General features: G+C 69.4%; 23 protein-coding genes. 12 read left to right on the top strand and 11 right to left on the bottom strand.

The window, feature by feature from the left end:
* The first annotated feature begins 166 nt into the window (after positions 1–166).
* Positions 167–358: a hypothetical protein gene (locus tag ACFLIM_RS10510; protein ID WP_393164274.1), complete on the top strand. Its 192-nt coding sequence runs from the start codon at positions 167–169 to the stop codon at positions 356–358.
* Here ACFLIM_RS10510 and prfB read toward each other — a convergent pair.
* Entirely contained in the window at positions 353–1,459 is a 1,107-nt protein-coding gene (gene prfB / locus ACFLIM_RS10505) for a peptide chain release factor 2 (protein ID WP_393164273.1), read from the bottom strand. The genes ACFLIM_RS10510 and prfB overlap by 6 nt on opposite strands.
* A 315-nt stretch (positions 1,460–1,774) precedes the next feature.
* Between prfB and ACFLIM_RS10500 the strand changes: the two genes are divergently transcribed.
* The 5 genes from ACFLIM_RS10500 (at position 1,775) to ACFLIM_RS10480 (ending at position 5,340) form a co-directional block, all read left to right on the top strand.
* Positions 1,775–2,791, top strand: coding sequence for a hypothetical protein (locus ACFLIM_RS10500; protein ID WP_393164272.1), 1,017 nt, complete (start codon positions 1,775–1,777; stop codon positions 2,789–2,791).
* Positions 2,792–2,846: 55 nt separating this feature from the next.
* Positions 2,847–3,080: a hypothetical protein gene (locus tag ACFLIM_RS10495; RefSeq protein ID WP_393164271.1), complete on the top strand. Its 234-nt coding sequence runs from the start codon at positions 2,847–2,849 to the stop codon at positions 3,078–3,080.
* Positions 3,077–3,550, top strand: coding sequence for a Clp protease N-terminal domain-containing protein (locus ACFLIM_RS10490; protein WP_393164270.1), 474 nt, complete (start codon positions 3,077–3,079; stop codon positions 3,548–3,550). The genes ACFLIM_RS10495 and ACFLIM_RS10490 overlap by 4 nt, the downstream gene beginning before the upstream one ends.
* A gap of 81 nt (positions 3,551–3,631) precedes the next feature.
* Positions 3,632–4,507 (top strand): ABC transporter ATP-binding protein, encoded by an 876-nt coding sequence (locus ACFLIM_RS10485; RefSeq protein WP_393164269.1) that lies wholly within the window; start codon positions 3,632–3,634, stop codon positions 4,505–4,507.
* Complete coding sequence (locus ACFLIM_RS10480; RefSeq protein ID WP_393164268.1) at positions 4,504–5,340, top strand: ABC transporter permease; 837 nt, start codon at positions 4,504–4,506, stop codon at positions 5,338–5,340. Before ACFLIM_RS10485 ends, ACFLIM_RS10480 begins: the two co-directional genes overlap by 4 nt.
* A 73-nt stretch (positions 5,341–5,413) precedes the next feature.
* Here ACFLIM_RS10480 and ACFLIM_RS10475 read toward each other — a convergent pair whose 3' ends face one another.
* The 4 genes from ACFLIM_RS10475 to ACFLIM_RS10460 all read right to left on the bottom strand — a co-directional run bounded on the left by ACFLIM_RS10475 (position 5,414) and on the right by ACFLIM_RS10460 (position 11,972).
* Positions 5,414–10,288: an NAD-glutamate dehydrogenase gene (locus ACFLIM_RS10475; protein ID WP_393164267.1), complete on the bottom strand. Its 4,875-nt coding sequence runs from the start codon at positions 10,286–10,288 to the stop codon at positions 5,414–5,416.
* Positions 10,289–10,329: 41 nt separating this feature from the next.
* Positions 10,330–11,133, bottom strand: coding sequence for a tryptophan 2,3-dioxygenase (locus tag ACFLIM_RS10470; protein WP_393164266.1), 804 nt, complete (start codon positions 11,131–11,133; stop codon positions 10,330–10,332).
* Positions 11,134–11,217: 84 nt separating this feature from the next.
* Positions 11,218–11,418 carry an anti-sigma factor family protein gene (locus ACFLIM_RS10465; protein ID WP_393164265.1) on the bottom strand — a complete coding sequence of 67 codons (201 nt, stop codon included), beginning with the start codon at positions 11,416–11,418 and terminating at the stop codon, positions 11,218–11,220.
* A complete protein-coding gene (locus ACFLIM_RS10460; RefSeq protein ID WP_393164264.1) occupies positions 11,418–11,972 on the bottom strand; it encodes a sigma-70 family RNA polymerase sigma factor in 555 nt (184 codons plus the stop codon). Before ACFLIM_RS10460 ends, ACFLIM_RS10465 begins: the two co-directional genes overlap by 1 nt.
* Before the next feature lie 108 nt (positions 11,973–12,080).
* Here ACFLIM_RS10460 and ACFLIM_RS10455 point away from each other — a divergent pair, with 108 nt between their 5' ends.
* From ACFLIM_RS10455 to ACFLIM_RS10435, 5 genes are all read left to right on the top strand, one after another.
* Complete coding sequence (locus ACFLIM_RS10455) at positions 12,081–12,725, top strand: DUF4142 domain-containing protein (RefSeq protein WP_393164263.1); 645 nt, start codon at positions 12,081–12,083, stop codon at positions 12,723–12,725.
* Positions 12,722–14,128: a DUF1996 domain-containing protein gene (locus ACFLIM_RS10450; protein ID WP_393164262.1), complete on the top strand. Its 1,407-nt coding sequence runs from the start codon at positions 12,722–12,724 to the stop codon at positions 14,126–14,128. Before ACFLIM_RS10455 ends, ACFLIM_RS10450 begins: the two co-directional genes overlap by 4 nt.
* Before the next feature lie 66 nt (positions 14,129–14,194).
* The gene (locus ACFLIM_RS10445; RefSeq protein ID WP_393164261.1) at positions 14,195–15,022 is read left to right on the top strand and encodes a ferric reductase-like transmembrane domain-containing protein; all 828 of its coding nucleotides are present in this window, start codon (positions 14,195–14,197) and stop codon (positions 15,020–15,022) included.
* 34 nt (positions 15,023–15,056) lie between these two features.
* On the top strand, positions 15,057–16,664 hold the full coding sequence (locus ACFLIM_RS10440) for an NADH-ubiquinone oxidoreductase-F iron-sulfur binding region domain-containing protein (RefSeq protein ID WP_393164260.1): 1,608 nt from the start codon (positions 15,057–15,059) through the stop codon (positions 16,662–16,664).
* 89 nt (positions 16,665–16,753) lie between these two features.
* Positions 16,754–18,148 carry an FAD-binding oxidoreductase gene (locus ACFLIM_RS10435; RefSeq protein ID WP_393164259.1) on the top strand — a complete coding sequence of 465 codons (1,395 nt, stop codon included), beginning with the start codon at positions 16,754–16,756 and terminating at the stop codon, positions 18,146–18,148.
* On the opposite strand, the gene ACFLIM_RS10430 is transcribed toward ACFLIM_RS10435, so the two are convergent.
* Positions 18,123–18,917, bottom strand: a complete 795-nt coding sequence (locus ACFLIM_RS10430; RefSeq protein WP_393164258.1) for a L,D-transpeptidase family protein — start codon at positions 18,915–18,917, stop codon at positions 18,123–18,125. The genes ACFLIM_RS10435 and ACFLIM_RS10430 overlap by 26 nt on opposite strands.
* A 169-nt stretch (positions 18,918–19,086) precedes the next feature.
* On the opposite strand from ACFLIM_RS10430, the gene ACFLIM_RS10425 reads away from it, so the two are divergent.
* Entirely contained in the window at positions 19,087–19,722 is a 636-nt protein-coding gene (locus ACFLIM_RS10425) for a GNAT family N-acetyltransferase (protein WP_393164257.1), read from the top strand.
* Between the two features lie 84 nt (positions 19,723–19,806).
* Here the strand turns inward: ACFLIM_RS10425 and rhaS are convergent, their stop codons facing one another.
* The 5 genes from rhaS to ACFLIM_RS10400 all read right to left on the bottom strand — a co-directional run bounded on the left by rhaS (position 19,807) and on the right by ACFLIM_RS10400 (position 25,572).
* A complete protein-coding gene (rhaS, locus tag ACFLIM_RS10420) occupies positions 19,807–20,880 on the bottom strand; it encodes a rhamnose ABC transporter substrate-binding protein (RefSeq protein WP_393164256.1) in 1,074 nt (357 codons plus the stop codon).
* On the bottom strand, positions 20,877–21,851 hold the full coding sequence (locus tag ACFLIM_RS10415; protein ID WP_393164255.1) for an ABC transporter permease: 975 nt from the start codon (positions 21,849–21,851) through the stop codon (positions 20,877–20,879). Before ACFLIM_RS10415 ends, rhaS begins: the two co-directional genes overlap by 4 nt.
* Positions 21,852–21,865: 14 nt before the next feature.
* Positions 21,866–22,996: an ABC transporter permease gene (locus ACFLIM_RS10410; RefSeq protein WP_393164254.1), complete on the bottom strand. Its 1,131-nt coding sequence runs from the start codon at positions 22,994–22,996 to the stop codon at positions 21,866–21,868.
* Entirely contained in the window at positions 22,993–24,489 is a 1,497-nt protein-coding gene (locus ACFLIM_RS10405) for a sugar ABC transporter ATP-binding protein (protein ID WP_393164253.1), read from the bottom strand. Before ACFLIM_RS10405 ends, ACFLIM_RS10410 begins: the two co-directional genes overlap by 4 nt.
* Positions 24,490–24,618: 129 nt before the next feature.
* Positions 24,619–25,572, bottom strand: a complete 954-nt coding sequence (locus ACFLIM_RS10400) for an AraC family transcriptional regulator (protein ID WP_393164252.1) — start codon at positions 25,570–25,572, stop codon at positions 24,619–24,621.
* Positions 25,573–25,618 lie beyond the last annotated feature (46 nt).

The raw sequence follows: 25,618 nt of genomic DNA, 5'->3' as shown, positions 1-25,618 counted from the left end.
GGAAGCGAGGGTGGCACATGCCCACTTCCCGCCACCGGCCGATCGGGGGCGTGATCTTTACCAATGATCGACGTTCCGATTGGCCAGACGACAGTCTAGGGGGAAGACTGGCATGGAACGTCCATAACGGAAACAAAACGATTGTGCGGCTAGACTTGAGGCTGACATGAGTTGCGAACACCTCGTATGCGCGCAGTGCGCCCACCCCGTGATCGAGGGCCGCTGCCCCCTGTGCCGCGCCAATCGCGAGCGGATGCACAACCACGGCTTCGCCGGGCTGTCACCCGCTCTCATCCTCCTGCTCCTGGTGGCCCTGCTCTTCCTGACCCTGGCGGTCAAGCACCTGAGCGGCCTATGACTCCTGCCGGCGCATCCAGCGGATCTCCGACTCGATGAACCCGTCGAGGTCGCCGTCGAGCACCGCTGTCGGGTTGCCGGCCTCCGTGCCCGTACGCAGATCCTTCACGATCTGGTACGGGTGCAGCACGTAGTTGCGGATCTGCGTGCCCCACGACGTGGTGGTGGCACCGCGTAGCTCCGACATCTTCTCCGCCTCCTCCTGCCGCTTGCGCTCCAGCAGCTTGGCCTGCAGGACGTTCATCGCCGAGGCCCGGTTCTGCAGCTGGGAACGCTCGTTCTGGCAGGAGACCACGATGCCGGTCGGCAGGTGCGTGATGCGCACCGCCGAGTCGGTGGTGTTGACGCCCTGGCCGCCGGGGCCCGACGAGCGGTAGACGTCTACGCGCAGGTCGTCCTCGTTGATGTCGATGTGGTCGGTCTGCTCGACGACCGGCACGATGTCCACCCCGGCGAACGAGGTCTGGCGGCGGCCCTGGTTGTCGAACGGGCTGATGCGCACCAGCCGGTGGGTGCCGTGCTCGCCTCTGAGCGTGCCGTAGGCGTAGGCGGCCTTGATCGTGAACGTGGCCGACTTGATGCCGGCCTCCTCGGCGTAGGAGGTGTCGTAGACCTCGGTGGAGTATCCCTTGCGCTCGGCCCACCGCAGATACATCCGCAGCAGCATCTCGGCCCAGTCGGCGGCGTCGACCCCGCCCGCCTGGGAGTTGATCGTGATCAGCGCCTCGCGGGCGTCGTATTCGCCCGCGAGCAGGGTGCGTACTTCCAAGGCGCCGATGTCGGACTTGAGCGCCGACAGCTCCTTGTCGGCCTCGGCGCGCGTGTCGTCGTCGTCTTCCTCGGCCGCGAGCTCGTAGAGGACCGTCAGGTCGTCGAGCCGGCGCGCGACGCCTTCGACCCGGTTGAGCTCGCCCTGCAGGTGGGACAGCTTGCTGGTGACCTTCTGGGCCTGGTCCGGGTCGTCCCACAGGTCGGGGGCGGCAACCTGCTGCTCCAGCTCCTCGATCCGCTTGCGCATCGCGTCGAGGTCGAGCACGTCCTGGATGCTGCGGAGCGTGCCCGCGAGCTCGTTGATCTCTTCTGCCGGATCGATGCCTGCCACGTTTCCCAAGCCTACGCCCCTCGGGGGGCTCCGCCCCCCAAGCTCCCCCCGAACAGCCCGACCGCTTCGCGGTCCCATCGGACTCGGGGGGCTCCGCCCCCCAAGTGCCCCCCATAAAACACCGACCGCTTCGCGGTCCATCACCCTCGGGGGGCTTCGCCCCCCAAGTGCCCCCCCAAAAACACCGACCGCTTCGCGGTCCATCGCGCTCGGGGGGCTTTGCCCCCCAAGTGCCCCCCATAAAAACCGACGACCGCTTCGCGGTCTAGCTTCCTCGGAGGGCTGCGCCTCCTCGTTGCCTAATAACATGGCGTGGTGCGTGCATACGGTCGGCGGAAGGTGCTGGCGCTCGCCGCCGGCGTACTGGCCGCGGTGACCGCCTGCACCGGCAATGGCCAACCGGCGCCCACGAGGTCGGCCGTGGCGGCCTCCGCGTCTCCTTCGCCCACTCTGCCCCCACCGGCCGTCACGCGAGCCGAGGCGGCCGAGGTGTTCGACGAGATCACCGTCACCGACGACACGCTGAGAGTGAAGAGCGACCTCCAGGGCCGCCTGGCGCTGGCGCTCGACCTCACGACCGGCGGCCAGACGCCGCTCACCGTGGCCGCCTACCTGTCCACCGGCGGCGCGCCGCCCCGCTACAGGTGGGGGGCGCCGACGTTGTTCGTGCCCAGGTTCGGGCAGGCGGAGCGGGCGCCCTGGTTCAGCGCGCTGGCGACGCGCAACGGGCGGCCGACGTTGCTGACGTTCGCCAAGTCCGACCGCTGGCGGCTCAGCTCCGCGGCCCAGCTCCTGCCCGGGCAGGAGCTACCGAAGATCAAGCTGGACGCCGACGGCTACGCGGCCGCGGTGGCGCCCGATGACAAGACCGTCACGATCAGCCCGCAGTTCATGGGGCCCGTGCACGCCAGCGTGGCCGAGACGGGGTCCGCCGGGGTCACGGCGGGGCTCATCGCGGGAGGGCCCTACACGACGGAGGTGGCCGAGCAGATCGCCACCGATCGGGGGACGGCCAAGGACGGCGGGTTGGGCTACGACTCGATCTTCAGCGCCGACAACTGGCCCGTCTACGCGCTGCGCACCGAGAACGGCGGGGCGCTGATCCAGTACTCGCTCTCGCGGAACACCTCCACGAAGAACATGACGGACAAGTCGTACATCATCCCCGTGCCCGAGGAGGCCGGCTGGGCGATGACCGATTCCACGGTGCGCCTCAGCCTCAAGCTCACGGAAGTCCACCAGTACGCCACCGCCGTCCCGCCCCTGACCGCGCCCGCGGCCGCCGCCGTGATCGCCCACGACGGCGCCCTCACCCGAGCCTCAGGCGATTAGACCGCTTAGCAACTCGGGTTGACTAATGCTGGATTAGTCAACTACGGTTGCTTGCATGCCGGCTGATGACATTCCCGTTCCGCAGGAGCCCGCTGACACGCTGGCGGCCGTGGTGGCGTTTCGGCGCCTGGCCGATCAGCTGGAGGACGCCGCCGTCGAGCAGGCGATGCGGGCCGGCTGGAGCTGGCCCCAGGTCGCCGAGGCGCTCGGGGTCACCCGCCAAGCGGTCCACAAGAAGCACGCCAAACGGCTCATCGCCGCGGGCGTCACGCTGAGGAGGCGACAGTGAGCGCGATCGACCACTACATCAACGCGATCATCGAACAGGGCATAGTCGAAGCCCGGCAGGACGGATCCGCGGTGGTCGAGGCGCACCATCTCCTGCTGGCCATCGCTGCTTATGAGGGCACCGCCCCCCACGAGGTGCTGATCTCGGCCGGGCTCGGCCGCCAGGCGATCCGCGACGCGCTGGACCGGGAGTTCGAGCACAGCCTGAGCGCGGCGGGGGTGTCCCTGGCCGCCTTCGACCTCCCGAGGCCGAGCGGCGACCCCAAGTCGGCCAAGAACATCGGGGCCTCGGCCAGGCTGGCGTTCGAACGGGGTATCGCCTGCGCCACGCGCAAGAAGGATCTGCGGCCGGCGCACCTGCTGATCGGCATCCTGGAGGCCCAGGTGGGCACCGTGCCGCGCGCGCTCGCCCTGGCGGGCGTCGACCGGGCCGCGCTGGCCGAGCGGCTGCGTACCACCACGAGCTGGTAACGCTTTTCCCTTTCTGCCGCTCTTGCGGCCTATTCGGCATGCCCGAATCCGGGCTGCCTCGACTCGATGAGAGGTGTGTTCATGGCGACACGAAAGGAGGTCGTGCTCGACGTCGACGGGCTGCGCATGCGGTACGGCGCGACCGACGTCCTGCACGATGTCACGTTCCAGGCCCGCCACGGGGAGGTGCTGGCCCTGCTGGGGCCCAACGGGGCGGGCAAGACCACCACGATCGAGATCATGGAGGGCTTCCGCATGCGCTCGGCGGGTCGCGTCTCGGTGCTCGGCACCGATCCCTCCCACGGGGACGAGCGGTGGCGGGCCAGGCTGGGGGTGGTCCTGCAGTCCTGGCGCGACCACGGGAAATGGCGCGTACGCGAGCTGCTCGCCCACCTCGGCACCTACTACGCCACGTACGCGACGCCATGGGACGCCGACGAGCTCATCCGGGCGGTCGGCCTGACCGAACACGCGGACAAGAAGCTCAGGACGTTGTCCGGTGGGCAGCGGCGCAGACTGGACGTGGCGATCGGCATCGTGGGCCGTCCGGAGCTGCTGTTCCTGGACGAGCCGACCGCCGCGTTCGACCCGCAGGCGCGGCACGAGTTCCACGACCTGGTACGCGGCCTCGTCGCCCGGCAGGAGACCACGGTCCTGCTCACCACGCACGACCTGGACGAGGCCGAGAAGCTCGCCGACCGCATCGTCATCCTGAACGGCGGCCGCGTCATCGCGGACGGCTCGGCAGGGGAGCTGGCGCGGCGGATCGCGGGCGAGGACGAGGTGCGCTGGGTCCGCGACGGGCAGCGGTGCACGCACAAGACCCCTGACTCGACGGGGTTCGCGCGCGACCTGTTCGACCGGTACGGCGACACGGTCCGCGAGCTCGAAGTCCACCGGGCGTCGCTGGAGCAGACGTACCTGACACTCGTACACCAGGCGGAGGCGATCCGATGAACACGGCCCTGCGCGCGGGCTGGGCCCGCGGGCTGATCGAGCTGCGGCAGTCGTTCACCAACGGCGGAGAGCTGGTCTCGCACTTCCTCTGGCCCGGGCTGACGCTGGCCGCCATGTTCTTCCTGCGCAACACCGAGTTCGGCTCCAGCGGGCTGCTGCTCGGGACGCTGCTGCTGCCCAGCATCCTGGGCATGAACGCGGCCCTCGGCCTGGTCAGCATGAGCCAGTTGCTCACCGCCGACCGCGAGGACGGCACCCTGCTGCGCGCCAAGGCCACGCCGCACGGGATGCCCGGCTACCTGATCGGCAAGGTCGTCTCCGTCTCCGGCGGCCTGCTCGCCGACCTGGCCATCTTCCTGATCCCCGGCCTGCTCCTCGTCGGCGGCCTGGACATCGGCGCCGGCTCGTGGCTCTCGCTGGCCTGGGTGCTGGCGCTGGGCATGGTGGCGACCCTGCCGATCGGCGCGATCCTGGGCTCGGCCTTCACCAGCGCCCGTTCGCAGGGGGTGCTCCAACTGCCGGTCCTCGGTGTGATCGCGATCTCCGGCATCTTCTACCCGATCACCGCGCTGCCGGAGTGGTTGCAGTGGATCGCCCAGGTCTTTCCGATTTACTGGCTGGGGCTGGGGATGCGCTCGGCCCTGCTCCCGGACGCCGCCGTGGGTGTGGAGATCGGCGAGTCCTGGCGGCATCTAGAGACGGTGGGCGTGCTGGGGGCGTGGGCGGTCTTGGGGCTCCTGGTGGCACCGGTGGTGCTGAGACGGATGGCACGCGGGGAGTCGGGCTCGACGGTCGCGGAACGCCGCGACAAGGCCCTCCAACGGATCGGGTAACGCCACCCCGGCGCGTGGCGTACCGCACCGGGCGGGCGCTCTTTACCGGCCCGCCCGGACGTACTGCGGGCGGTTACGCCTCCGTGTGGGGGAGGTTGCTGGCGGCGACCAGGGTACGGATGGAGCGGAGGGCGACCGAGAGGGTGGCCAGGTCGAAGTGGTCACTCTCCCAGATCTCCGACAACGTCTGCCGAGCCCGCGAGACCGCCGCCGAGTTGGCCTCCGACCACCGGGCCAGCCGCTCCTCCGGCGGCAGACCAGGCTTGCTGTGGGCCAGCACGTCGCGGGTCAGGGACGCGTGCGCCGCGTAGAGGTCGTCGCGGAGGGCCGAGCGGGCCATCGAGTTCCAGCGGTTGTCCCTGGGCAGCGCGATGACCCGCTCCCGGAGGCGGGCGAGCTGGAGGCGGTCCGCGAGGTCGAAGTAGACCTCCGCCACCTCGTTGACCGGGCGGTCCGTCAGGGACGAGACCTCCACCAGGTCCAGCGTCGAGTACGCGGGCACCATCCCCGCCACCCGCTCGGCCAGCTCCAGCGGCACGCCCCTGGCCACGTACGAATCGCGGCGCTCCTCGTACGCGGCCAGGTCAGGCCCCGTGAGCAGCTTCGGGATGTGGGCGCTGAGGCCGTTGACGCCCTTCACGAAGAAGCTGACGGAACCGGCCAGGTCCAGCGGCGGGCGGCGGTTGAGCAGGAGCCAGCGGGTGCCGCGTTCGGCGAGCTTGCGGCCCTCCAGCAACATCGCGATCTGGGTGGCCGTGTCCACCTTGTTGTCCAGGGCCTCGACGGCCCGGTGGAAGCTCGCCAGGTCGAAGACCTCGCGCGCCACCAGGTACGCCCGGACGATGTCGGGCGTCGACGCCCCCGTCTCCTCGCCGAAGCGGTGCAGGAACGTGGTGCCCGCCGAGTTGACCAGCTCGTTCACCACCCGGGTGGTGATGATCTCGCGCCGCAGCGGATGCGCGTCCATGTACGACCTGAAGCGCTCCCGCAGGGCCGAGGGGAAGTACGACACCAGCCACGACGCCAGATAGGACTCGTCCGGCAGATCGGACCCGAGCAGCTCGGCGTCGGCCACCAGCTTGGTGTAGGCCAGCAGGACGGAGAACTCGGGAGCGGTCAGCCCGAGCCTGGCCTGGCGGCGTTCGGCCAGCGTCTTGTCCGACGGCAGGAACTCCAGCTCCCGGTTGACCAGCCCGTCCCGTTCCAGCCGCCGCAGGTAGCGGGAGTGGATGTGCAGCATCTCGACGGACTGGACGCGGGCGGCGGCGAGGACCACGTTCTGCGCGTAGTTGTCGCGCAGCACCAGGTTCGCGACCTCGTCGGTCATCGAGGTGAAGACCTGGTTGCGCTGCTTGTCGGTCAGCTCGCCGTCGCGTACGGCCTGGTCAAGCAGGATCTTGATGTTCACCTCGTGGTCGGAGGTGTCCACCCCGGCCGAGTTGTCGATGAAGTCGGTGTTGACCAGCCCGCCGTTCAGCGCGAACTCGATCCGGGCGAGCTGGGTGAACCCCAGGTTGCCGCCCTCGCCGATGACCTTGCAGCGCAGCTGGCCGGCGTTGACCCGCAGCCCGTCGTTGGCCTTGTCGCCCACGTCGATGTGGGACTCGGAGGAGGCCTTGACGTACGTGCCGATGCCGCCGTTCCACAGCAGGTCGACCGGGGCCCGCAGGATGGCGCTGATCAGGTCGTTCGGCGCCAGCGACGTGACACGGGCCGGGATGCCGAGCGCCTCGCGCATCTGGGGCGTGATGTGGATGGACTTGGCCGTACGGGAGAAGACGCCGCCTCCCTGCGAGATCAGCTTGGCGTCGTAGTCCTCCCAGGAGCTGCGCGGCAGCTCGAACAGGCGCTGCCGCTCGCCGAACGAGCGGGCGGCGTCCGGCGAGGGGTCCACGAAGATGTGCCGGTGGTCGAACGCGGCCACCAGCCGGATGTGCCGCGACAACAACATGCCGTTGCCGAACACGTCACCCGACATGTCGCCGACCCCGGCCACGGTGAAGTCGGTGCTCTGCACGTTCACGCCCATGGTGCGGAAGTGGTATTTGACCGACTCCCAGGCCCCGCGGGCGGTGATCCCCATGGCCTTGTGGTCGTAGCCGATCGAGCCGCCGGAGGCGAAGGCGTCGCCCAGCCAGAAGCCGTACTCCTTGGCCACGTTGTTGGCGATGTCGGAGAAGGTCGCGGTGCCCTTGTCGGCGGCGACCACGAGGTAGGTGTCGTCGCCGTCGTGCCTGACCACGTCGGGCGGCGGCATGACCTTGCCGTCCACGAGGTTGTCGGTGATGTCGAGCAGCCCGGAGATGAACATCCGGTAGCAGGCCACGCCCTCGGCGAGCAGGTCCTCCCGCGTCCCGGACTTCGGCGGACGTTTCACGACAAATCCGCCTTTAGACCCGGTAGGCACAATAACGGTATTTTTCACCATCTGCGCCTTGACCAGTCCCAGAATCTCCGTCCGGAAATCCTCCATCCGGTCAGACCACCGCAAACCGCCCCGCGCGACCTTCCCGAATCGCAGGTGCACCCCTTCGACCCGCGGCGAATACACGAAAATCTCGAACTTCGGCCGCGGAAGCGGCAGAACGCTGATTGCCTCGGGGTCGAATTTGAGGGATATGTACTGTTTGCGCTTCCCATCAACCATTTGGAAGTAATTTGTCCGCAATGTCGCCTGGATCATCTCCAGGTAAGCCCGCAGGATCCGGTCCTCGTCCAGCGAGGCCACCGCGTCCAGCGCCCCCAGGATCTCCTCCGTGAGCGCCTCCACGAGATCGACCCGCACGTCGTCGGGCCGCCGCGGATCGAGCTTGGCCTCGAACAGCCATACGAGCAGCCGCGCCAGCAGCACGTTGCCGGCCAGCACCCGCTCCATGTAGAGCTGCGAGAACGTGCTCCCGGCCTGCCGCAGGTACTTGGCGTAGACCCGCAGGATCTCGACCTGCTCCCAGGTCAGCCCGGCCCGCAGGATGAGCGAGTTGAAGTTGTCGGCCTGCACCCGCCCCGTCCACAACGCGGTGAGCCCGTCCTGGAACAGCCGCTTGAAGTCCTCCCTGTCCACCTCCGCGGACGGCGTGTACCGCAACCCGAAGTCGTAGATCCAGGCGTTCTTGGTGGCGGGGTCGTTGTCCCGGTCGATCTCGTACGGCCGCTCGTCCACGACCTCGACCCCGAGCCGCTGGATCAGCGGCAGCGCGTGGGACAACGAGATCGGCGAGCCGACCTTGTAGAGCTTGAGCCGCCGCTCCCCCTCGACCGCGTCGTACGGCTCGTAGAGGTTGATCGCCACCTCCTCGCCGTCACCCGCGCTGACGAGTTCCTCCAGCCGCCGCAGATCGACGACGGCCACCTTGGGCGGGAAGTCCGCTTTGTACCCTTCGGGGAACGCCGAGGCGTACCGCCTGATGAGCCCGGGCGCCTCCTCCTCCGAGGTCATCTCGGACAGCGCGGTGGCCAGGTCGTCCTCCCAGGAGCGGGTGACGGCGGCCAGCCGCGCCTCCAGCTCCTCCACGTCCCCGCTCGGCGGCGGCAGCTGCTTGCCCCGCTCGCCCCGCACGACCACGTGCAGCCGGGCCAGCACCGACTCGCCGATCATCGCGCTGTAGTCCAGCGACCTGCCGCCGAGGGCCTTGAGCAGCACCTCCTGCATCTTCAGCCGCACCTTGGTGGTGTAGCGGTCGCGCGGCAGGTAGATCAGGCAGGAGATGTAGCGGCCGTAGTCGTCGCGCCGCAGGAACAACTTGACCTGCTTGCGCTCGCGCAGCCGCAACACGCCCAGCGCGATCGGCAGGAGCTGGTCGACCGAGGTCTGGAACAGCTCGTCGCGCGGGAACGTCTCCAGGATCTCGATCAGGTCCTTGCCGTCGTGGCTGTCGGGCGGCAGCCCGGCCTTGTCCAGCACGGCGGCCAGCTTCCGCCTGAGCACGGGAATCCTGGAGATCGACTCGTTGTAGGCCACGTGCGTGAACAGGCCCAGGAAGCGCCGCTCCCCGACCACCTCGCCCTCGGGCGAGAACAACTTCACCCCGATGTAGTCGAGGTAGGTCGCCCGGTGCACGGTGGCCCTGGAGTTGGCCTTGGTGGTGATCAGGAGCTGCTTCTCGCGCGCCTTGGCGCGCACCTCGGCGGGCAGCGCGGCGAAGCTCTCCGAGCCGACCTTGTCGTCGCGCAGGATGCCCAGCGCCGCCCCCGGCAGGGCGCGCAGCGTCTCGCCCTCGTCGGTGTCCTCCAGCCGGTATTCGCGGTAGCCGAGGAAGGTGAAGTGCCCGTCGGCGAGCCAGCGCAGCAGGTCGAGGCTGTCCTCGACCTCCGCGGGCTCCAGCGGCGGCGGGTTCATGCTCAGGTCTTCCGCGGTCTGTACGGCCAGCGCCCGCATCTTCCTGAAGTCCTCGACCGCGTACCGGACGTCCATGAGCACCCGCTGCAGGTCGGCCTCGAGCTGCTTGAGCACCGCGGGGTCGGACTGCCGGTCGATCTCGATGTGCATCCACGACTCGACCAGCATCTGGCCGGTGACGTCCTCCTGGCCGCGGCCCAGCATCCGGCCCGTCATGTCGCGGCGCACCCGCATCTGCGGATGGACCACCAGATAGGTCCCCAGATCGTGCCGATCGAGCTCCATCGTCACCGAGTCGACCAGGAACGGCATGTCGTCGGTGACCACCTCGACGACGGAATGCCCGGGATCCCAGCCGTTCTCGTCCAGGGTGGGTGTGTACGCCCGGACGACCGCCCGGCCCTGGGGGCGGACCTCGGCCAGCTTGCGCTGGGACATCGCGGGGCCGTACACGTCAACGGGGTTGCGGTCGAGCAGGTCCTCCGGCGCGACATGCCGATAGTAGAACCGCAGGAAGCCCAGGGCCTCCTCGGTGCTCACATGTTCGCTGCTCACCGCGCAACTCTCGGCGGCTCGCTGGAGCAGCTCATCCTTGGCCTCGTCGAGCGGCATTTCGCTCTCACTCCTTTGTGAGGGTTTGCCATAGCTGTTGTTCATAGCCAGGCCCTTAGTTCCCACAGCAGCGGGAAGTAGTGCAGGCGCGTCCTACCGCGCAGGTACGGGGCACCCGTCGAGCCGCCTGTGCCCGACTTGGTGCCGATCTGGCGTTCGACCATCTGGACATGACGCATCCGCCACTGAGCGGCGGTCTCGTCGTGCGTCAGCAGGTCTTCGGCCAGTTGCCACAGGTCGTCGTGGGACCCGCGGTCTCTCGCCACGGCCAGCAGCGTGCCCATGATCTCGTCGTCGGAGACCGGCAGGTCACGCCGGGAGAGGGCGGCGAGGTAGGCATCCCACAGCGTGGGCTCGTCCAGCCTGCGGCGCAGCCTGGCCAGTTCGGTGTCGCCGGCGTGCCGGAAGCTGCCGAGATAGCGCTCGTCCTTCAGCCCCGACAGGAACTCCAGCTCTCTGAACTGAACCGACTGGAACCCGCTGGCGGGCGCCAGCTTCGAGCGGAACTCGAGGAAGTCCTGGGGCGTCATCGTCTCCAGAACCTCGACCTGCTCGATCAGCACCCTCTCGACCGCATGCACCCGCTGGAACAGGTGCCTGGCCCGCCAGAGCTCGTCCGCGAACATCGCCTCGCGGGCGTTCTCCAGCTCGTGGAGCAGCAGCTTGAACCACAGCTCGTAGACCTGGTGGATGGTGATGAAGAGCAGCTCGTCAGGCGACTCCGACTGCGGCTGCTGCTGCGAGAGGAGCGCCGGCAGACAGAGATAGCCACCGTACGACAGCCGGCCGCCTTCCTCGCCGAACCGCCGATCCGGGGGAACGGGCGCATCACCGTCGATGCCCACCGAACACCTCCCCCAAAATCGCCCGGCCTGATTCGCCGGGCGCATGCCTCGCAGTACCGATACCACCCGAAAAGGGCATGGACGTCAACGTGACATCGACATCGGGGGGTCTTCGCCCGAGGCAGAGGAGGGGGCGTTCTTGAGCTCGTCGAGCTGCTCGGGCAACTCGGCAAGCTCGATCAGCTCCGCCTGGCATTGCTCACATGTGTCGAGGTGGCGTTCGAACGCCTCGTGCTCCTCCTCATCGAGGACGCCGAGGACATAGGCGGCCACCCCGTCATGCATCAGCCGGCTACCCCCTTGTCCCGCAGCAGTTCGCGGAGAGCCCGGATCCCGTAGTAGAGCCGGGACTTCACCGTGCCCGGCGGGATCCCCAGAATCTCCGCCGCTTCACTTATCGTACGGTCTCTGAGGTACGTCTGCTCTATGACTTCGCGGTGTTCTTCGGACAGGCTGCGGAGCGCGTCGGCGACGACCATCGCCGAGAGAGCCCGCTCCGAGCCATCGGGCACGGCCATCATGTCGACTTCCGGCGGCTCGACCTCCTGAGGCCGGGCGCTCTTGCGTCGACGTCCGTCGATCACGATGCGGCGGGCTACCGTGAGTAGCCACGCCCATATGAGGCTTGGTTCCCATTGCAGTCTTGCCGAGTTACGCCAGGCTCTGACGAGCGTCTCCTGCACCACGTCTTCGGCCCATTGAAGGTCGTTACCTGTCGATTTGCGTACGTGGCGCAACAGAGGGCCGCCGAACTCCTGGTAAAGCACCGCAATGCGATGCTCCGCCTCGGCATCCGCACTCTCGAACCTGCCGTCGAGGTGACCTAGCACGGGGCACATCTTTACACCTTCGTTATCTCAGCGGTAGCCACTCCGATAACTCCAGTCATTTCTAACTATCTCCGGCCATAGGTGAACCAGGCTTGGGATGCCCGCGTACCTCCGACCATGCACAGGCTTTTGCGTGGCGAGGTGCTGATGCTCGGCGGCTTCGTCGTGGCGGCCGCAGTGACGATTCTGCTGGTGATGCCACCGGCGATCGACCCGGCCGAGGCGCAGTGGACGCAGACGTCTTCTGGCCCTCTCTCAGCCGCCGACCGTGACCTGCTGGTCAAGGTCCGGCAGGCGGGTCTCTGGGAGATGCCCGTCGGCGAGTACGCCAGAACCCGCGCCGAGTCCCAACGTGTCAAGGAAGTCGGCAGGCTGATCATGGAAGATCACATGAAGCTGGACCTGCTGACCCGCCAGGTCGCCAAGAAGCTTGGCGTGGACCTGCCGGACGAGCCCAACCCCGACCAGCAACGCTGGATGGCCCAGCTGGCGTCGGAGAGTGGCCCAGCCTTCGACAAGGACTTCGCGAACCTGTTGCGTGCCGCGCACGGCAAGGTCTTCACCGTCGTGGCGGGCGTACGGGCCGGTACGCGTAACGCGGAGATCAGGAAGTTCGCCCAGGAGGGCGTCAACTACGTCATGAGGCACATGGCCCTCCTGGAGTCCACCGGCCTGGTCGATCACAACGAGTTGCCCGAACCCCCGTCGCCCTCACCCGCTCCACCCGTCGCACTGGCGGTCGAAAAGAGGAGACATACATGAGGAGATCCAGACGCATGGCCGCGGCCATGTCCGCTTTGGCCATCGCGGCTGGCGGGCTGGTGTCCGCGGCCGTCATCGGAGTCGGCCCCGCACGGGCCGACCACTGCGACCCGGCCGAGGCCACCGCGTCGCCGTCGGCGACGCAGCAGAACCAGCGCCAGAACGACCAGCAGCAGAACGACCAACAGGACGCTGATCAGAACCAGCAGACGGACCAGCCACAGGACCAGCAGCAGCAGGCCCCCGACCAGCAGCAGGACGCCGATCAGCAGGCCCCCGAGCAGCAGGAGGAGGCGCCCCAGGGCGGCGGCGCCGCGATCCTGGACCCGGCCCAGTCCCCTGAGCCGGAGGAGAGCGCCACCACGCAGTCGCGCCGCAGCCGCCCGCGTCCGTCGAACTCTCCCAGCCCGTCCCAGAGCCAGACCCAGGCACCGGATGAGGACCCCACCGCGGAGCCGTCGCAGAGCGCGTCCCCGACGGGATCGGCCTCGGCCTCGCCCTCGGCCACGGCGACCGGCGGGGAAGAGGAAGAGTGCGCCGACCTCGGTCCGTTCCCCGAGGACTTCGTGGACATCCGCCAGGTGGCGCCGCGCCAGCTCGACGCCCGGGCAGGCAGAAACGGCTCCCGCGGCACCTTCGTCTCCCAGTGCGGGACGAACCGCAACGGCCACAACAACCCCGACAACTTCATCGTCGCCCCCGGCGTCAGCAACGGGGCGCACCACCTGCACGACTACGTGGGCAACGTGTCGACGGACGCGTTCTCCACCGACGAGAGCCTGGCCGCCGCGGATACCACGTGCCGGCAGGGCGACAAGTCCACGTACTTCTGGCCGGTGATCAGAGACCGCAAGGTGGACGCGAACAACAACGACCCGGACGGCAACGTCGGCCAGGTGCTGCGCGCCCGCTCCGCGACGCTCCAGTTCCGCGGCAACGCCGCCTCCAGGGTCGTCGCGATGCCGAGGTTCATCAGGATCATCACCGGTGACGCCAAGGCGGCCACGAACGGCGGCGCCAACGCCAGAGCCGGCTGGAGCTGCACGGGATTCCAAAATCGCATAAGTCCCGACAAATACACGCTTTGCCCGCGCGGCAGCCAGCTTCTCCGTATTCTGGACTTCCCTAGCTGCTGGGACGGCCAGAACACCGACAGCGCCAACCACCGCACGCACGTGGTCTTCCCCGGCCAGAACGGTGCTTGCCCGCAGGGCACCAAGGCGATTCCAGCACTTCGCATGACACTCGCGTACACCGTGCCGCAGGGTGCGTCGTTCGCAGTGGACGCCTTTCCCGAACAGAAGCACAACCCGGTCACCGACCACGCTGACTTCGCCAACGTGATGCCCGATCGGCTGATGCGGACCGTCGTCGATTGCATCAACCGGGGCCGCCGTTGCTGATCTGAAACGCCCTCGCGGGCACTCGCCTTCCGAGTCGCACCCTCACCCGACCTTGGAGGGAAACACATGCTCCACAGACGACACCCCCGGCACTCCCCCACCAAGCTGGACACCAGGAACGTCCGGCTGGGGGCTTGCACCTCGATCGCGGCCATCGTGTTGTCAGCGTTCGCGCTGACCAGGACGGAACGCGGGATCGCGCTGCTCGGCCGAGGGGTCAGCTTCCTCGAGTTCTACGCGGGCGTGTTCGCCCTGGTGCTGCTGACCGCGACCGTCGCGCTCGGCCTGCTCACCACCGAACGTGTCTTCCTGTCACCGGCCAACCGGGTCAGGGCACAGCTCGCGCACAAGGCCACCGCCCTCATCGGGCTGGCCTACCTGGTCACGCACATCACACTCATGATCAGCCTCGGGCACGTGCCGCTGGGGGCGGCGGTCGTGCCCGTGGCCGGACTCTACGTGGGACTCGGCGCGCTGGCTTTCGACCTGATGGTCGTGGCCGTGGCCACGGGAATGTTGAGGGGGCACTTCGCGGTACGGAGCAGGCCGTGGATGTGGCGGATATTGCACTCCGCCGCGTACGTGGCCTGGCCGGTCGCGATCACGCACGGGCTGACCGCAGGCCGCCCGCCCGCCGGGTGGGTGGCCTGGTCCTATGTGGTCTGCCTGGCGGCGGTCGGCTCCGCGCTGATCGTGCGTGTGCTGGCCACGCTGCGCCGGCCGCCGATGCTTCCCGAGCAGGTCCAGGCGCCCGTGGTCACCTCACCCGTCGCGGCGGGCGTACCCGTGGAACGGCCGCGGAAGGCCGCTGCGGCGGCTCCGGCAGCCGCCGCTCAGGCCAACGCACCAGTGAGCCTCGCAGAGGCTCGGCGCCGGTTCAGGGAGGCCGGATGAGTCCGGCCACCACCTCGATCCCCCAGGAGAGACCGTGATTCCGGCTCGAGTGCCACGGGTGTTACGGATGGGACCGGCCCGGCTGACCGCCGGGCTCGACCACTGCCGGCGGCTCGACCTGCCCGCCCACCGCACGCTCCACGGCGCTCCCGAGCCGCGCGAGCTCGACGAGCTCATCTCGCACATCAACGAGGTGGACATGCGCGGGCGGGGCGGCGCGGCGTTCCCGTTCGCGCGCAAGCTGCGGGCCGTCGCCGACTCGGCCGGCTCGGGCGAGAGCGTCGTGCTGGTCAACGGCGCCGAAGGCGAGCCCGCCAGCTCCAAGGACGCCATGCTGCTCACCCGCAACCCCCATCTGGTGCTGGACGGCGCGGTGCTGGCGGCCGAGGCGCTGGGCGCCCGCGAGGTGGTCGTCGCCACGGCCGGCGGCGAGGTGGCCGAGGCCTCCGTCGCCGCCGCCGTGGCCGAGCGCAGAGCCGCGAACATATCGGGCGGCTCCGAGAGCCGGGTGCCGATCCGAGTGGTCGGGATCAAGGAGAGGTTCATCTCCGGGGAGGGCGGCGCGCTCGTCCGCGGCGTGAACGGCGAGGAGGCCATCCCGCCGGGCAGGAAGCGACGGGCCGCGACGAGCGGCGTGGACGGGCTGCCGACCCTGCTGTCCAACACGGAGACCTTCGCCCAGTTCGCGCTGCTGGCCGAGCTCGGCCCGGAGAAGTACGCCGAGATCGGCACGAGCAAGGAACCAGGCACCATCCTGCTCACCGTCAGCGGCGGCGCGGCCAACGGCGCGGTCATCGAGGCGCCGACGGGAACCTACCTGGCCGACGTGCTCGCACTGACCGAGGCGGAGGTCGGCGACGGCGTGCTCATCGGCGGCTACCACGGCGCGTGGTTGTCGGCGGAGGTCGCCGAGTCGGCCGTGATCTCGCGCGAGGGCATGAAGCTGGCCGGGGCCACCCTGGGGGCCGGGATCATCGTCCCGCTCGGCGAGACGACCTGTTCGCTCGGCGAGGCCGCCAGGGTCGCCGCTTTCCTGGCGGCCGAGTCCGCGGGTCAGTGTGGCCCGTGCCGCCTCGGCCTGCCGGACATCGCCAGGGCCATGTACGCACTGGTCGAGGGCACGGGCTCGGTGGACGCGGTCCGCCGCTGCGTACGCGTGGTCGAGCGGCGCGGGGCGTGCTTCCATCCGGACGGCACGGCCAAGTTCGTGTTGTCGGCGCTGGACGCGTTCGAGAGCGAGATCGCGCTCCACCTGGAGCACGGCTCGTGCGGGCGCCCGGTACGCGGCGTGCTCCCCATGCCCGAGCGCGAGGCCGACGTCGAATACCGGCTGGAGGTGGACTGGTCCCGCTGCCAGGGGCACGGGCTGTGCGCGCACCTGCTGCCGGAGTTCGTGGACCTGGACGACTACGGGTTCCCGTCGTTCAGGAACGTCCCCGGCTGGATGGCCAAGGAGGCGCGGCGGGCGGTCGAGATGTGCCCGGCGCTGGCCCTGCGGCTCGCGCAGACCACCGGGGACGGTCCCAAGCCGGCCGGGTCGCCGCTGCGGCTGGTCAAGGACGGAGTGCTCAAGAAGTCCGAATCGAGCGCGCCCCGGCTGACCCGGGTGGGCGTTTCAGAAGTCGGAGGGACTGCCGGGTGAGCCCCGAAGTGATGGATATGTGACGAACCTGGCGGGTCATCCAGGCGTCTCACCGATCGGTTCGTCACGATCAGCTCGGGGAGGCGTTCATGGACCGCCGGGATTTCTTACACGCCGCCGCGCTCGCCCCGCTGGCACTCTCCGCGCCGCCGCCCGACTGGGCCAGGCTGCGGGGACGGCTGGCGGGCACACTCGTGTTGCCGGGCGACGCCGGATACGACAGTGCGCGCCGCCTGTACAACCCCGCCTACGACCGGATCAGGCCGGGCGGGGTCGCCTACTGCGCGAACGCGGCCGACGTGTCGGCGTGCCTGGCGTTCGCGCGGGCAAGCGGCGTGGCGGTCACCACCCGCTCGGGCGGCCACTCCTACGCGGGCTGGTCGACCGGCACCGGGCTGGTGATCGACGTGTCCAGGATGAGCTCGGTCGCCTATGCGGGCGGCCGGGCCACCATCGGGTCGGGCGCCAAGCTGATCGACGTGTACGACCGACTGTCCCGCCACGGCGTGAGCATCCCCGCCGGTTCCTGCCCCACGGTCGGGATCGGCGGCCTCACGCTGGGCGGAGGCATCGGGGTGGTGTCCAGGAAGTACGGGCTCACGTGCGACACCCTGGAGTCCGTACGCGTCGTCACGGCCGACGGCCGGCTGCTGACCTGCGACGCCAGGCACCATGCCGGGCTCTACTGGGCCTGCAGGGGCGGCGGCGGGGGCAACTTCGGCGTGGCGGTGTCCTTCACGTTCAGGACCCACGAGGCGCGCGACCTCACCGTGTTCTTCCTGCACTGGCCGTGGTCCAAGGCTCAGGCCGTACTCAGTGCGTGGCAGTCGTGGGGGCCGTCGGCGCCGGACGCGTTGTGGTCGTCGCTGCATCTGGCGCGGTCCGCGGGCGGGCTGGATGTGCAGATCGTCGGTACGTACGCCGGTCCCAGGTCCGCGCTGGACCGGCTGCTGGCCCCGCTCGTCGCCAAGGTCGGGCGGCCGTCGTCCCGCTCCGTGCGGACGGTCCCCTACCTGGACGCCATGCGGATCATGGCGGGCTGCTCGTCGATGTCGGTCGCCGAGTGCCGGCGGATGCCGCGGGAGACCTTCTCCGCCAAGTCGCACATGGCCTACCGGAAGCTGCCCTCCGACGGGGTGCGGGCTCTGGTGAACGGGGTGGCGCGCGGCGGGCGGCATGCCGTGTTGCTGGACGCGATGGGCGGGGCGATCGGGCGGGTCGGTCCCGCGGCTACGGCTTTCCCGCATCGGGCGGCCATTTACAGCGTGCAGTATTACGCGGAGGGGACGGATCGGGGTTGGGTGCGCGGGCTACATGGTGACATGTCCCGATATTTCGGGGATCACGCCTACGTGAATTACATTGACCCCGAATTGGGAAATTGGCGGAGTGCGTACTACGGGCCGAACGCGACGCGGCTGGCCGAGGTGAAGGCGACCTACGACCCCGGCCGGCTGTTCAAAATGCCCCACGGGGTGGTGTGACCTTTCCGCGCACGTACACCGGGTCTCCGACGTCCACTAGCTCCCACACGCGCTTGGACGTCTCCACCGGGAGGCGGACGCAGCCGTGCGAGGCGGGGTGCAGCGGGACCCTCGTGGCGCCGTGCACGGCGATGCCGCCGACGAAGTACAGCGAGTTGAACATCGAGCCCAGCATGCCCGTCGTCCAGCCCGGCGCCCGCCTGGTCACGCGGAAGTCCCCCACCGGCGTGACCGCGCTGCCGCAGTGGCCCTGATAGCAAAAGGGCACCTCGGCGCCGGAGGAGATGTGCGAGAACAGCACCGGGCGGCTGTGGCGATAGACGGTGAGCAACTGGCGGCTCAGGTTGACCTCGACCCGGTCGGCGCCGCCGTTGGGGACCAGCGGGCGGACGCGCGCCTTCCGGTCCAACGCCCGCCACACCTCGCGCCCGACCTCCCCCTTCGGCATCAGCCGATGGATCTTCTGGACGGCCCACACCCCGAACCTCGTCTGCTCGTCGTACACACCGCTGGCCTTGCCGAAGTAGTAGCCGCCGTCACGCATGCGCAATTGCAGCAGCCTGACGGTCTCGCCGCGGTCGCCCGGCTTGAGCACGACCGACTCCGCGTCCGCGGGAGCCTCCTCCTTCACAGGGGGATCGTCCTCTCTGACAGCGGGAGCGTCGTCCCCGACGGGGGGCACCTCCTCCGCCACGGCGGGCACCCGCAGCAGCAATGGCAGGCCGCATCCGGCGGCAAGAACGACAATTTCGCGAAGCTTTATCCTCATAAATCGACGCCTACCCTGATAGTCGTAAATTCATCCCCTACAGAGGTTCTTTCCAGCAAAGTCCGGGAGAATCAGCGAGTCCCACTAATACCGGCATTTCGCATTTATAGTCACCTGCGGTGGAAAACGGGTCGCGGACCGGCCGGTACGGCTGGGAGCATGGGTTGCCATGCGCAACTGGCCGCTCTTCGAGCTATCCATCACGACACCGCGCCTGGAGCTGCGTCTCCCCTCACTCGACGACCTCGACGAGCTGGGAGACCGGGCGGCGGAGGGCGTTCACGAGGCGGGCTACATGCCGTTCCTGTTCCCGTGGTCGGACGTCGAACCGGTCCAGCGGGCCAGGAACACGGTGCAGTACCAGTTCCGCTCGTGGGGCGAGTTCACCGCGGCGAGCTGGCAGGTGGAGTTCGCGGTCGTGTACGAGGGTCAGATCGTCGGCACCCAGGGCATCATGGCCAAGGACTTCCCCGTCATCCGCGAGGCCAGGACCGGCTCCTGGCTCGGGCAACGCTTCCACGGCCAGGGCATCGGCACGGAAATGCGCAGGGCGGTGCTGCACCTCGCGTTCGCGGGACTGGGGGCGCGTCATGCTGTTACGGAGGCGTTCGAGGACAATCACGCGTCGCTGGGGGTGACGCGGAAGCTCGGGTACCAGGAGGACGGCATCACGGTCCACGACCGCCAGGGCAAGCCCGTCACCACGCACCGCTTCCGCCTGCCCAGGCAGGACTGGACGGAGTCGCCCGGCTTCGAGATCCACAACCTCCCCAAGTGCCTGCCCCTCTTCGGCCTCGAAACCTGACCCCCGAGTCCCGTGCGGCGCGCGACACGACCCCAGCCCGCCACCGCATACGGGACGGGCCTGGTCGTGTCGCGCGGCCGTGCGTCAGAAGTCGAAATCGTCAATGTTGTCCTTGTTGAACACGGTCGGCTTGCCGAGCAGCACCTCGCCCTTGGCCCCGACCGTGTACTCCCCGAGCTTCCCGGCCTTGAACTTCTCCCCCTCGGCCCCGGTGATCTGCCCGGAGGCCAGCGCGGCGGCCGCGTACGAGGCCAGATAACCCAGATCGCCGGGGCTCCACAACTCGAACGCCTCGATGGTCCCGTCCTTGACGAACTTCCTGAGCTGGTTGGGCGTGCCCAGCCCGGTCAGCTTGACCTTCCCCTTGTACGGCGAGTCCGACAGGTAGCGGGCCGCGGCGGCGATCCCCACGGTCGTGGGCGAGATGATGCCCGCCAGATCCGGGTATGACCGCAGCAACCCCTGGGTCTCGGTGAACGACTTCTGGTCGTCGTCGTTGCCGTAGGCGACCTTGACCAGCTCCATGTCCTTGTACTCGGGCTTCTTCAGCTCGTCCTTCATGAACTCGATCCAGGTGTTCTGGTTGGTCGCGTTCGGGGTGGCGGAGAGCACGGCGATCTTGCCCTTGTTGCCGAGTTGCTCGGCCAGGAGCTGCACCTCCGTACGGCCGAGGTCCTCGGCGCCGGCCTGATTGACGAATATGTCGCGGCCGTCGGCGGCGGTGTCGGAGTCGTAGCTGACGACCTTGATCCCGGCGGCCATGGCCTGCTTGAGCGCGGGCACCACGGCGTTCGGGTCGTTGGCGGAGATGACGATGGCGTCCTGCTTCTGCTGCATCAGCGTGTTGATGTAGGACACCTGCGAGGACGCGCTGGCGTCGGAGGGGCCGACCTCCTTACCCTCGCCGCCGAACTCCTTGGCGGCCGTGATGCCGCCGCCGTTCGCGATCGTGAAGTACGGGTTGTTGACCTGTTTCGGCAGGAACGCGATCTTCAGTCCCTGCTTGATGGGGGCGTTCGGATTGGCCGCGGCCGACGACGCGGCAGTGGCGGCCGGGGCGGAGGACTGCTGCTGCTGCACGTCGCTCCTGGTCGTGCCGCCGCACGCGGCCGTCAGCAGAACGAGTCCGGCTATGAGCGCTGTATGACGCGTTGTCATGATGGGGACTTCCCTTCCATTTGTGGGGATGTACGCCGCCGCCAGACCGCCCCCAAGTTCGGCGCCAGCACGGACGCGACGAGCAGCAGGCCCGTCACGAAGTTGAGCACCTCGTTGGCCACGTCGGCCAGGATCAGCGCGTTGCGCACCACGCCGAGCAGCAGAACCGCCATCAGCACGCCGGGCAGCGTGCCCCGCCCGCCGAAGATCGACACCCCTCCGAGCAGTACGGCGGCCACCACGGCCAGCTCCAGCCCGACGCCGTTGTCCGCCCGCGCGCTGGCGTACCGGAACGTGTAGACCAGGGACGCCAGCGACGCCATCACCCCGGATGCCACGAACAGCCAGAACTTGATCCGCTTGACCCGGACGCCGGCGAAGTAGGCGGCCTCCACGTTCGAGCCGAGCGCGAAGATCGAGCGGCCGAGTCCGGTCGCGTGCAGCACCACGGCCGCGACCGCCGCCAGCACCGCGACCAGCACGGACGCCAGCGGGATCGGGCCGAGGGAGGCGGTCGCCACGCTGGTGTAGCCGGGCGGCAGGTCGGCCACCGCCTGGTCGCCGAGCATCACGTACGCCAGGCCGCGGAACAACGCGAACGTCCCGATCGTCACCGCCAGCGAGGGCAGGCCGAGCCGGGTCACGAGCAGGCCGTTGAACGCGCCGCACACCGCGCCGACCAGCAGGCAGATCGGCATGATCGCCTCGATCGGGAGTCCCGCGTTCCACAACCAGCCGAGCACCGCGCACGACAGGCCCAGCGTGGAGGCCACGGACAGGTCGATCTCGGCCGCCACGATGACCAGCGTCATGGTCAGCGCCATCAGGGCGATCTCGGTGGTGTCCAGGAGCAGGAAGGAGACGTTGGAGCCGTTGGCGAACCCGTCCACGCCGAGCGAGGCCCACAGGACGACGCCGACGAGCAGAACCAGGATCAACCCCTCCCACCGACGTACCAGGTCAGTGCGCATCGTGGAACCTCTGTTCATTTGGCCTCACTCCGTGAGGCCGGCTCGGTCGCCTTTGCTGCCGCCGCCTTCCCCCGCTCTGGTCGCTGCGCTCCCGCCGCTCCTCCAGGCGACGGCAGCTCCCTCGCCCTGCGGCGGAGTGCGGCAGCGACCCGGAGCGCGAGTACCCGGTCGAGGACGATGGCGGCGATCAGCAGCGCGCCGTTGATGGCCGTCTGCGCGAGCGCGTCCACCCGCAACACGGCCAGCGCGCTGGTGATGCTCGCCAGCAGCAGCGCCCCGAGCGCCGCCCCGTACACCGTGCCGCTGCCGCCGAAGATGGCTACCCCGCCCACCACCACGGCGGCGATCACGTCCAGCTCCTTGCCCGTGGCCACGGTGGCGTCCACGGTGCCGAACCTGGCCGCCCACATGACCCCGGCCAGCCCGGCCAGCGCCCCGTTGGCGACGAACGCCGCGACGATCCTGCGGCGTACCCTGATCCCGGCCAGCACGGCGGCCTCGGGGTTGGAGCCGATGGCGTACAACTCGCGGCCGGCTCGGAGGTTGCGCAACATCCAGCCGACGACCAGCAGCACGGCCAGGGCGACCAGCGCGGGCAGCGGGATCCCGAGCACCGAGCGGGTGCCCAGGGACAGGAAGCCTTCGGGCATGTCGGCCGCGTTCACCTGGCGTCCGCCGGCCCAGGCGTAGTCGATGCCGCGGAAGGCGTACAGGGTGCCTAGGGTGGCCACCAGCGCGGGCACCTTCGCCGCCCCGACCAGTAGGCCGTTGACCGCCCCGCAGGCCGCGCCGAGCAGCACGCACCCGGCGATCACGATCGGGACCGGCACGCCTGGGTGGTCGGCCAGGATCAGCGCGCCGCCGAACGCCGACAGCCCGACCACGGAGCTGACCGACAGGTCCACGTTCCGGGTGATGACCACCAGCGTCTGGCCGACGGCGAGCAGGGCCACGATGGCGGAGTTCAGCAGGATGTCGCGCAGGCTGGCGTAGGTCAGGAAGCCGGGATTGACCGCGCCCGTGACGCCGAACAGGGCGCCGAGCGCGACCACGATGCCCAGCTCGCGCACGCGCGCGACCCGGTCGACCAGCCGCCTCCCACTGTTCCGCCGCACGGTCTCCGGCCTGGTGGCGGTGACAGTCACGCGACGCTCCTTCCGGTGGCGGCCGCCATCACGCTCTCCTCCGTCGCGTCCGTACGGGCGATCTCCGCGACCAGCCGCCCTTCGTGCATGACCAGCACCCGATCCGCCATGCCCAGCACCTCGGGCAGTTCGGACGAGATCATCAGCACCGCCACCCCGCTCCCCGCCAGTTCCGACAGCAGCCGGTGCACCTCGGCCTTGGTGGCCACGTCGATCCCCCGGGTGGGCTCGTCCACGATGAGCACCGACGGCTTGCGCGCCAGCCACTTGGCCAGCACGACCTTCTGCTGGTTGCCGCCGGACAGGACGTTCACGGCATCGGTCAGCCGGACGAACTTCAGCCGCAGCCGCACCGCCCAGTCCCGAGCCCGCTCCCGCTCGGCCGGCCGCGAGATCAGCGGCCCCTTGCGGACGGCGGCCAGCCCGGCGAGGCCGATGTTGCGCTCGATGGACAGGTCCATGACCAGCCCCTGCTGCCGCCGGTCCTCGGGGACCAGCGCCAGCCCCGCCGCCATCGCCGCCGTGGGGCTCGCGGGCCGCAGCCGCTTCCCGGCCACCTCCACGCTGCCCGCGTCCCACCGGTCGATGCCGAACACGGCCCTGGCCACCTCGCTGCGCCCGGCCCCGACCAGCCCGGCCAGCGCGACGATCTCGCCCCGCCGCACCTCGAAGGACACGTCGGTGAACACGCCTTCGCGGGTGAGCCTGCGCACTTTCAATGCCACCTCGCCCGGGTCCGTCTCCTGCTTGGGGAACAGGGCCTCCAGCTCCCTGCCGACCATGCGGCGTACCAGATCGTCTGGGGTGATGTCGGCGATCAGTTCGCTCGCGACGAAGGCGCCGTCGCGCAGGGTCGTCACCTTCTGGCACAACTCGAACATCTCCTCCAGCCGGTGCGAGACGAACAGCAGCGCGCACCCCTGCTCGCGCAGCGCCTTCGCGACGCCGAACAACCGCGCGACCTCCTTGCCCGACAGGGCGGCGGTGGGCTCGTCCATGATGAGCACCCGCGCCTGCCGCGACAGCGCCTTGGCGATCTCCACGAGCTGCTGGTCGGCGATCGACAGGCCGCGGGCCGGCTGGTCGGGGTCGAGCCGCACGCCGAGCCGGGTGAACAGCTCGGCGGCGGTCGCGCGCATGGCCCGCCGGTCGATGCCGAAGCGGGCGCGGGGCTGGCGGCCCATGAAGATGTTCTCCGTGACCGACAGATCGGGGAACAGCGTGGGCTCCTGGTAGATCACCTCGACCCCGGCCCGCTGGGCGTCGGCGGGCCCGCCGAACTCCACCGGCTCGCCGTCCAGCAGGATCCGCCCCGAGTCGGGCCGGTGCACGCCTGAGAGGATCTTCACGAGCGTCGACTTGCCCGCGCCGTTCTCCCCGGCGAGTGCGTGCGCCTCGCCGGGGAACAGTTCCAGAGAGACCTCGCGTACGGCGCGCACCGCGCCGAACGCCTTGCTGACCTGTGAGAGGGACAGAACGGGAGCCTCATCCATTGCCGCACTCCCGGAAAAATCGTTTTAATCGGTGGGAGGACGGTAGATCAGCGAGCGGCCGGGCGTCAATGGTTGGTTAAGGCGAGATTTCCGTAGTGTCGCGAGCCGCCCACCCCCATGCGTGAATTGTTACGTTTTAACAACTTCCCGCACAGGAAAGGAGCAGGCTTCGCGGCGATATTTGCCGGGGGCCAGGCCGTGTTCCCGCTTGAAGGCGTTGGCGAAGGCGAACTCCGAGGTGTAGCCCACGCGGGCGGCGATCTCGCCCAGCGCCGCGTCCGACTGCCGCAGCAGGCGGGCGGCCGTGGCCAGGCGCCACCAGGTGACGTACGCCAGCGGCGGCTGCCCGACCAGCGTGCTGAACCGCCGGGAGAACGCCGCCCTCGACAACCCCGCCCGCGCGCCCAGCTCCTGGACCGTCCACGGATGGGCGGGATCCCGGTGCACGGCGTCCAGCGCGGCGCTGACGACCGGGTCCGTCAGCGCCTGGGCCCACCCGCCGACCTGGCAGTGGTCGGGCTCCGCGTCGAACCAGGCGCGCAGGATGTAGAGCAGGAGCATGTCCAGGAGGGACGACACCACCGTGTCCGCGCCCAGCCGCGGACTGCGGATCTCCGCGCCCAGGAACTCCACGGCGGCGCGCAGCTCGGTGCGCAGGCCGAGCCGGGCCGGCAGGTGGATCATGTCGGGCAGGTCGCGCAGGATCGGGTGGGCCCGGCTCGGGTCGAGCCGGTAGCCGCCGCACAACAACACCGTGGTCACGGGGCCGTCGATCGAGGCGGACGCGAACAGGCCCGGCCCCTCGTCCAGCGGATCGCAGGCGGGCTCGGCCACAGGCGTGGACGGCGTGTCGGCCATGGCGTAGCCGTGACCGTGGGGGAAGAAGACCACGTCGCCCGTCGACAACGCGATCGGCTCGCCGTCCGGCGGGAACAACCAGCTCGACCCCTGCAGAACGACCTGGAACCCGGCCGAGCCGGGGGCGGAGGGGAACCGCTGGCCCCAGGGCGCCCGCCATTCGACCCGGGCCGAGCGTGGTTGTCCGCTGCGCATGATGGCGATCACGTCGCTGAGCACGTCCATAGCGGAAGTCTAAACAGGGATCCCGCACGAGACGATGGCGTATGAA

This window comes from Nonomuraea marmarensis (assembly GCF_043197025.1).
In the GTDB taxonomy this organism is placed as follows: Bacteria; Actinomycetota; Actinomycetes; order Streptosporangiales; family Streptosporangiaceae; genus Nonomuraea; species Nonomuraea marmarensis.
This window is presented reverse-complemented; position numbering and strand designations above follow the sequence as displayed.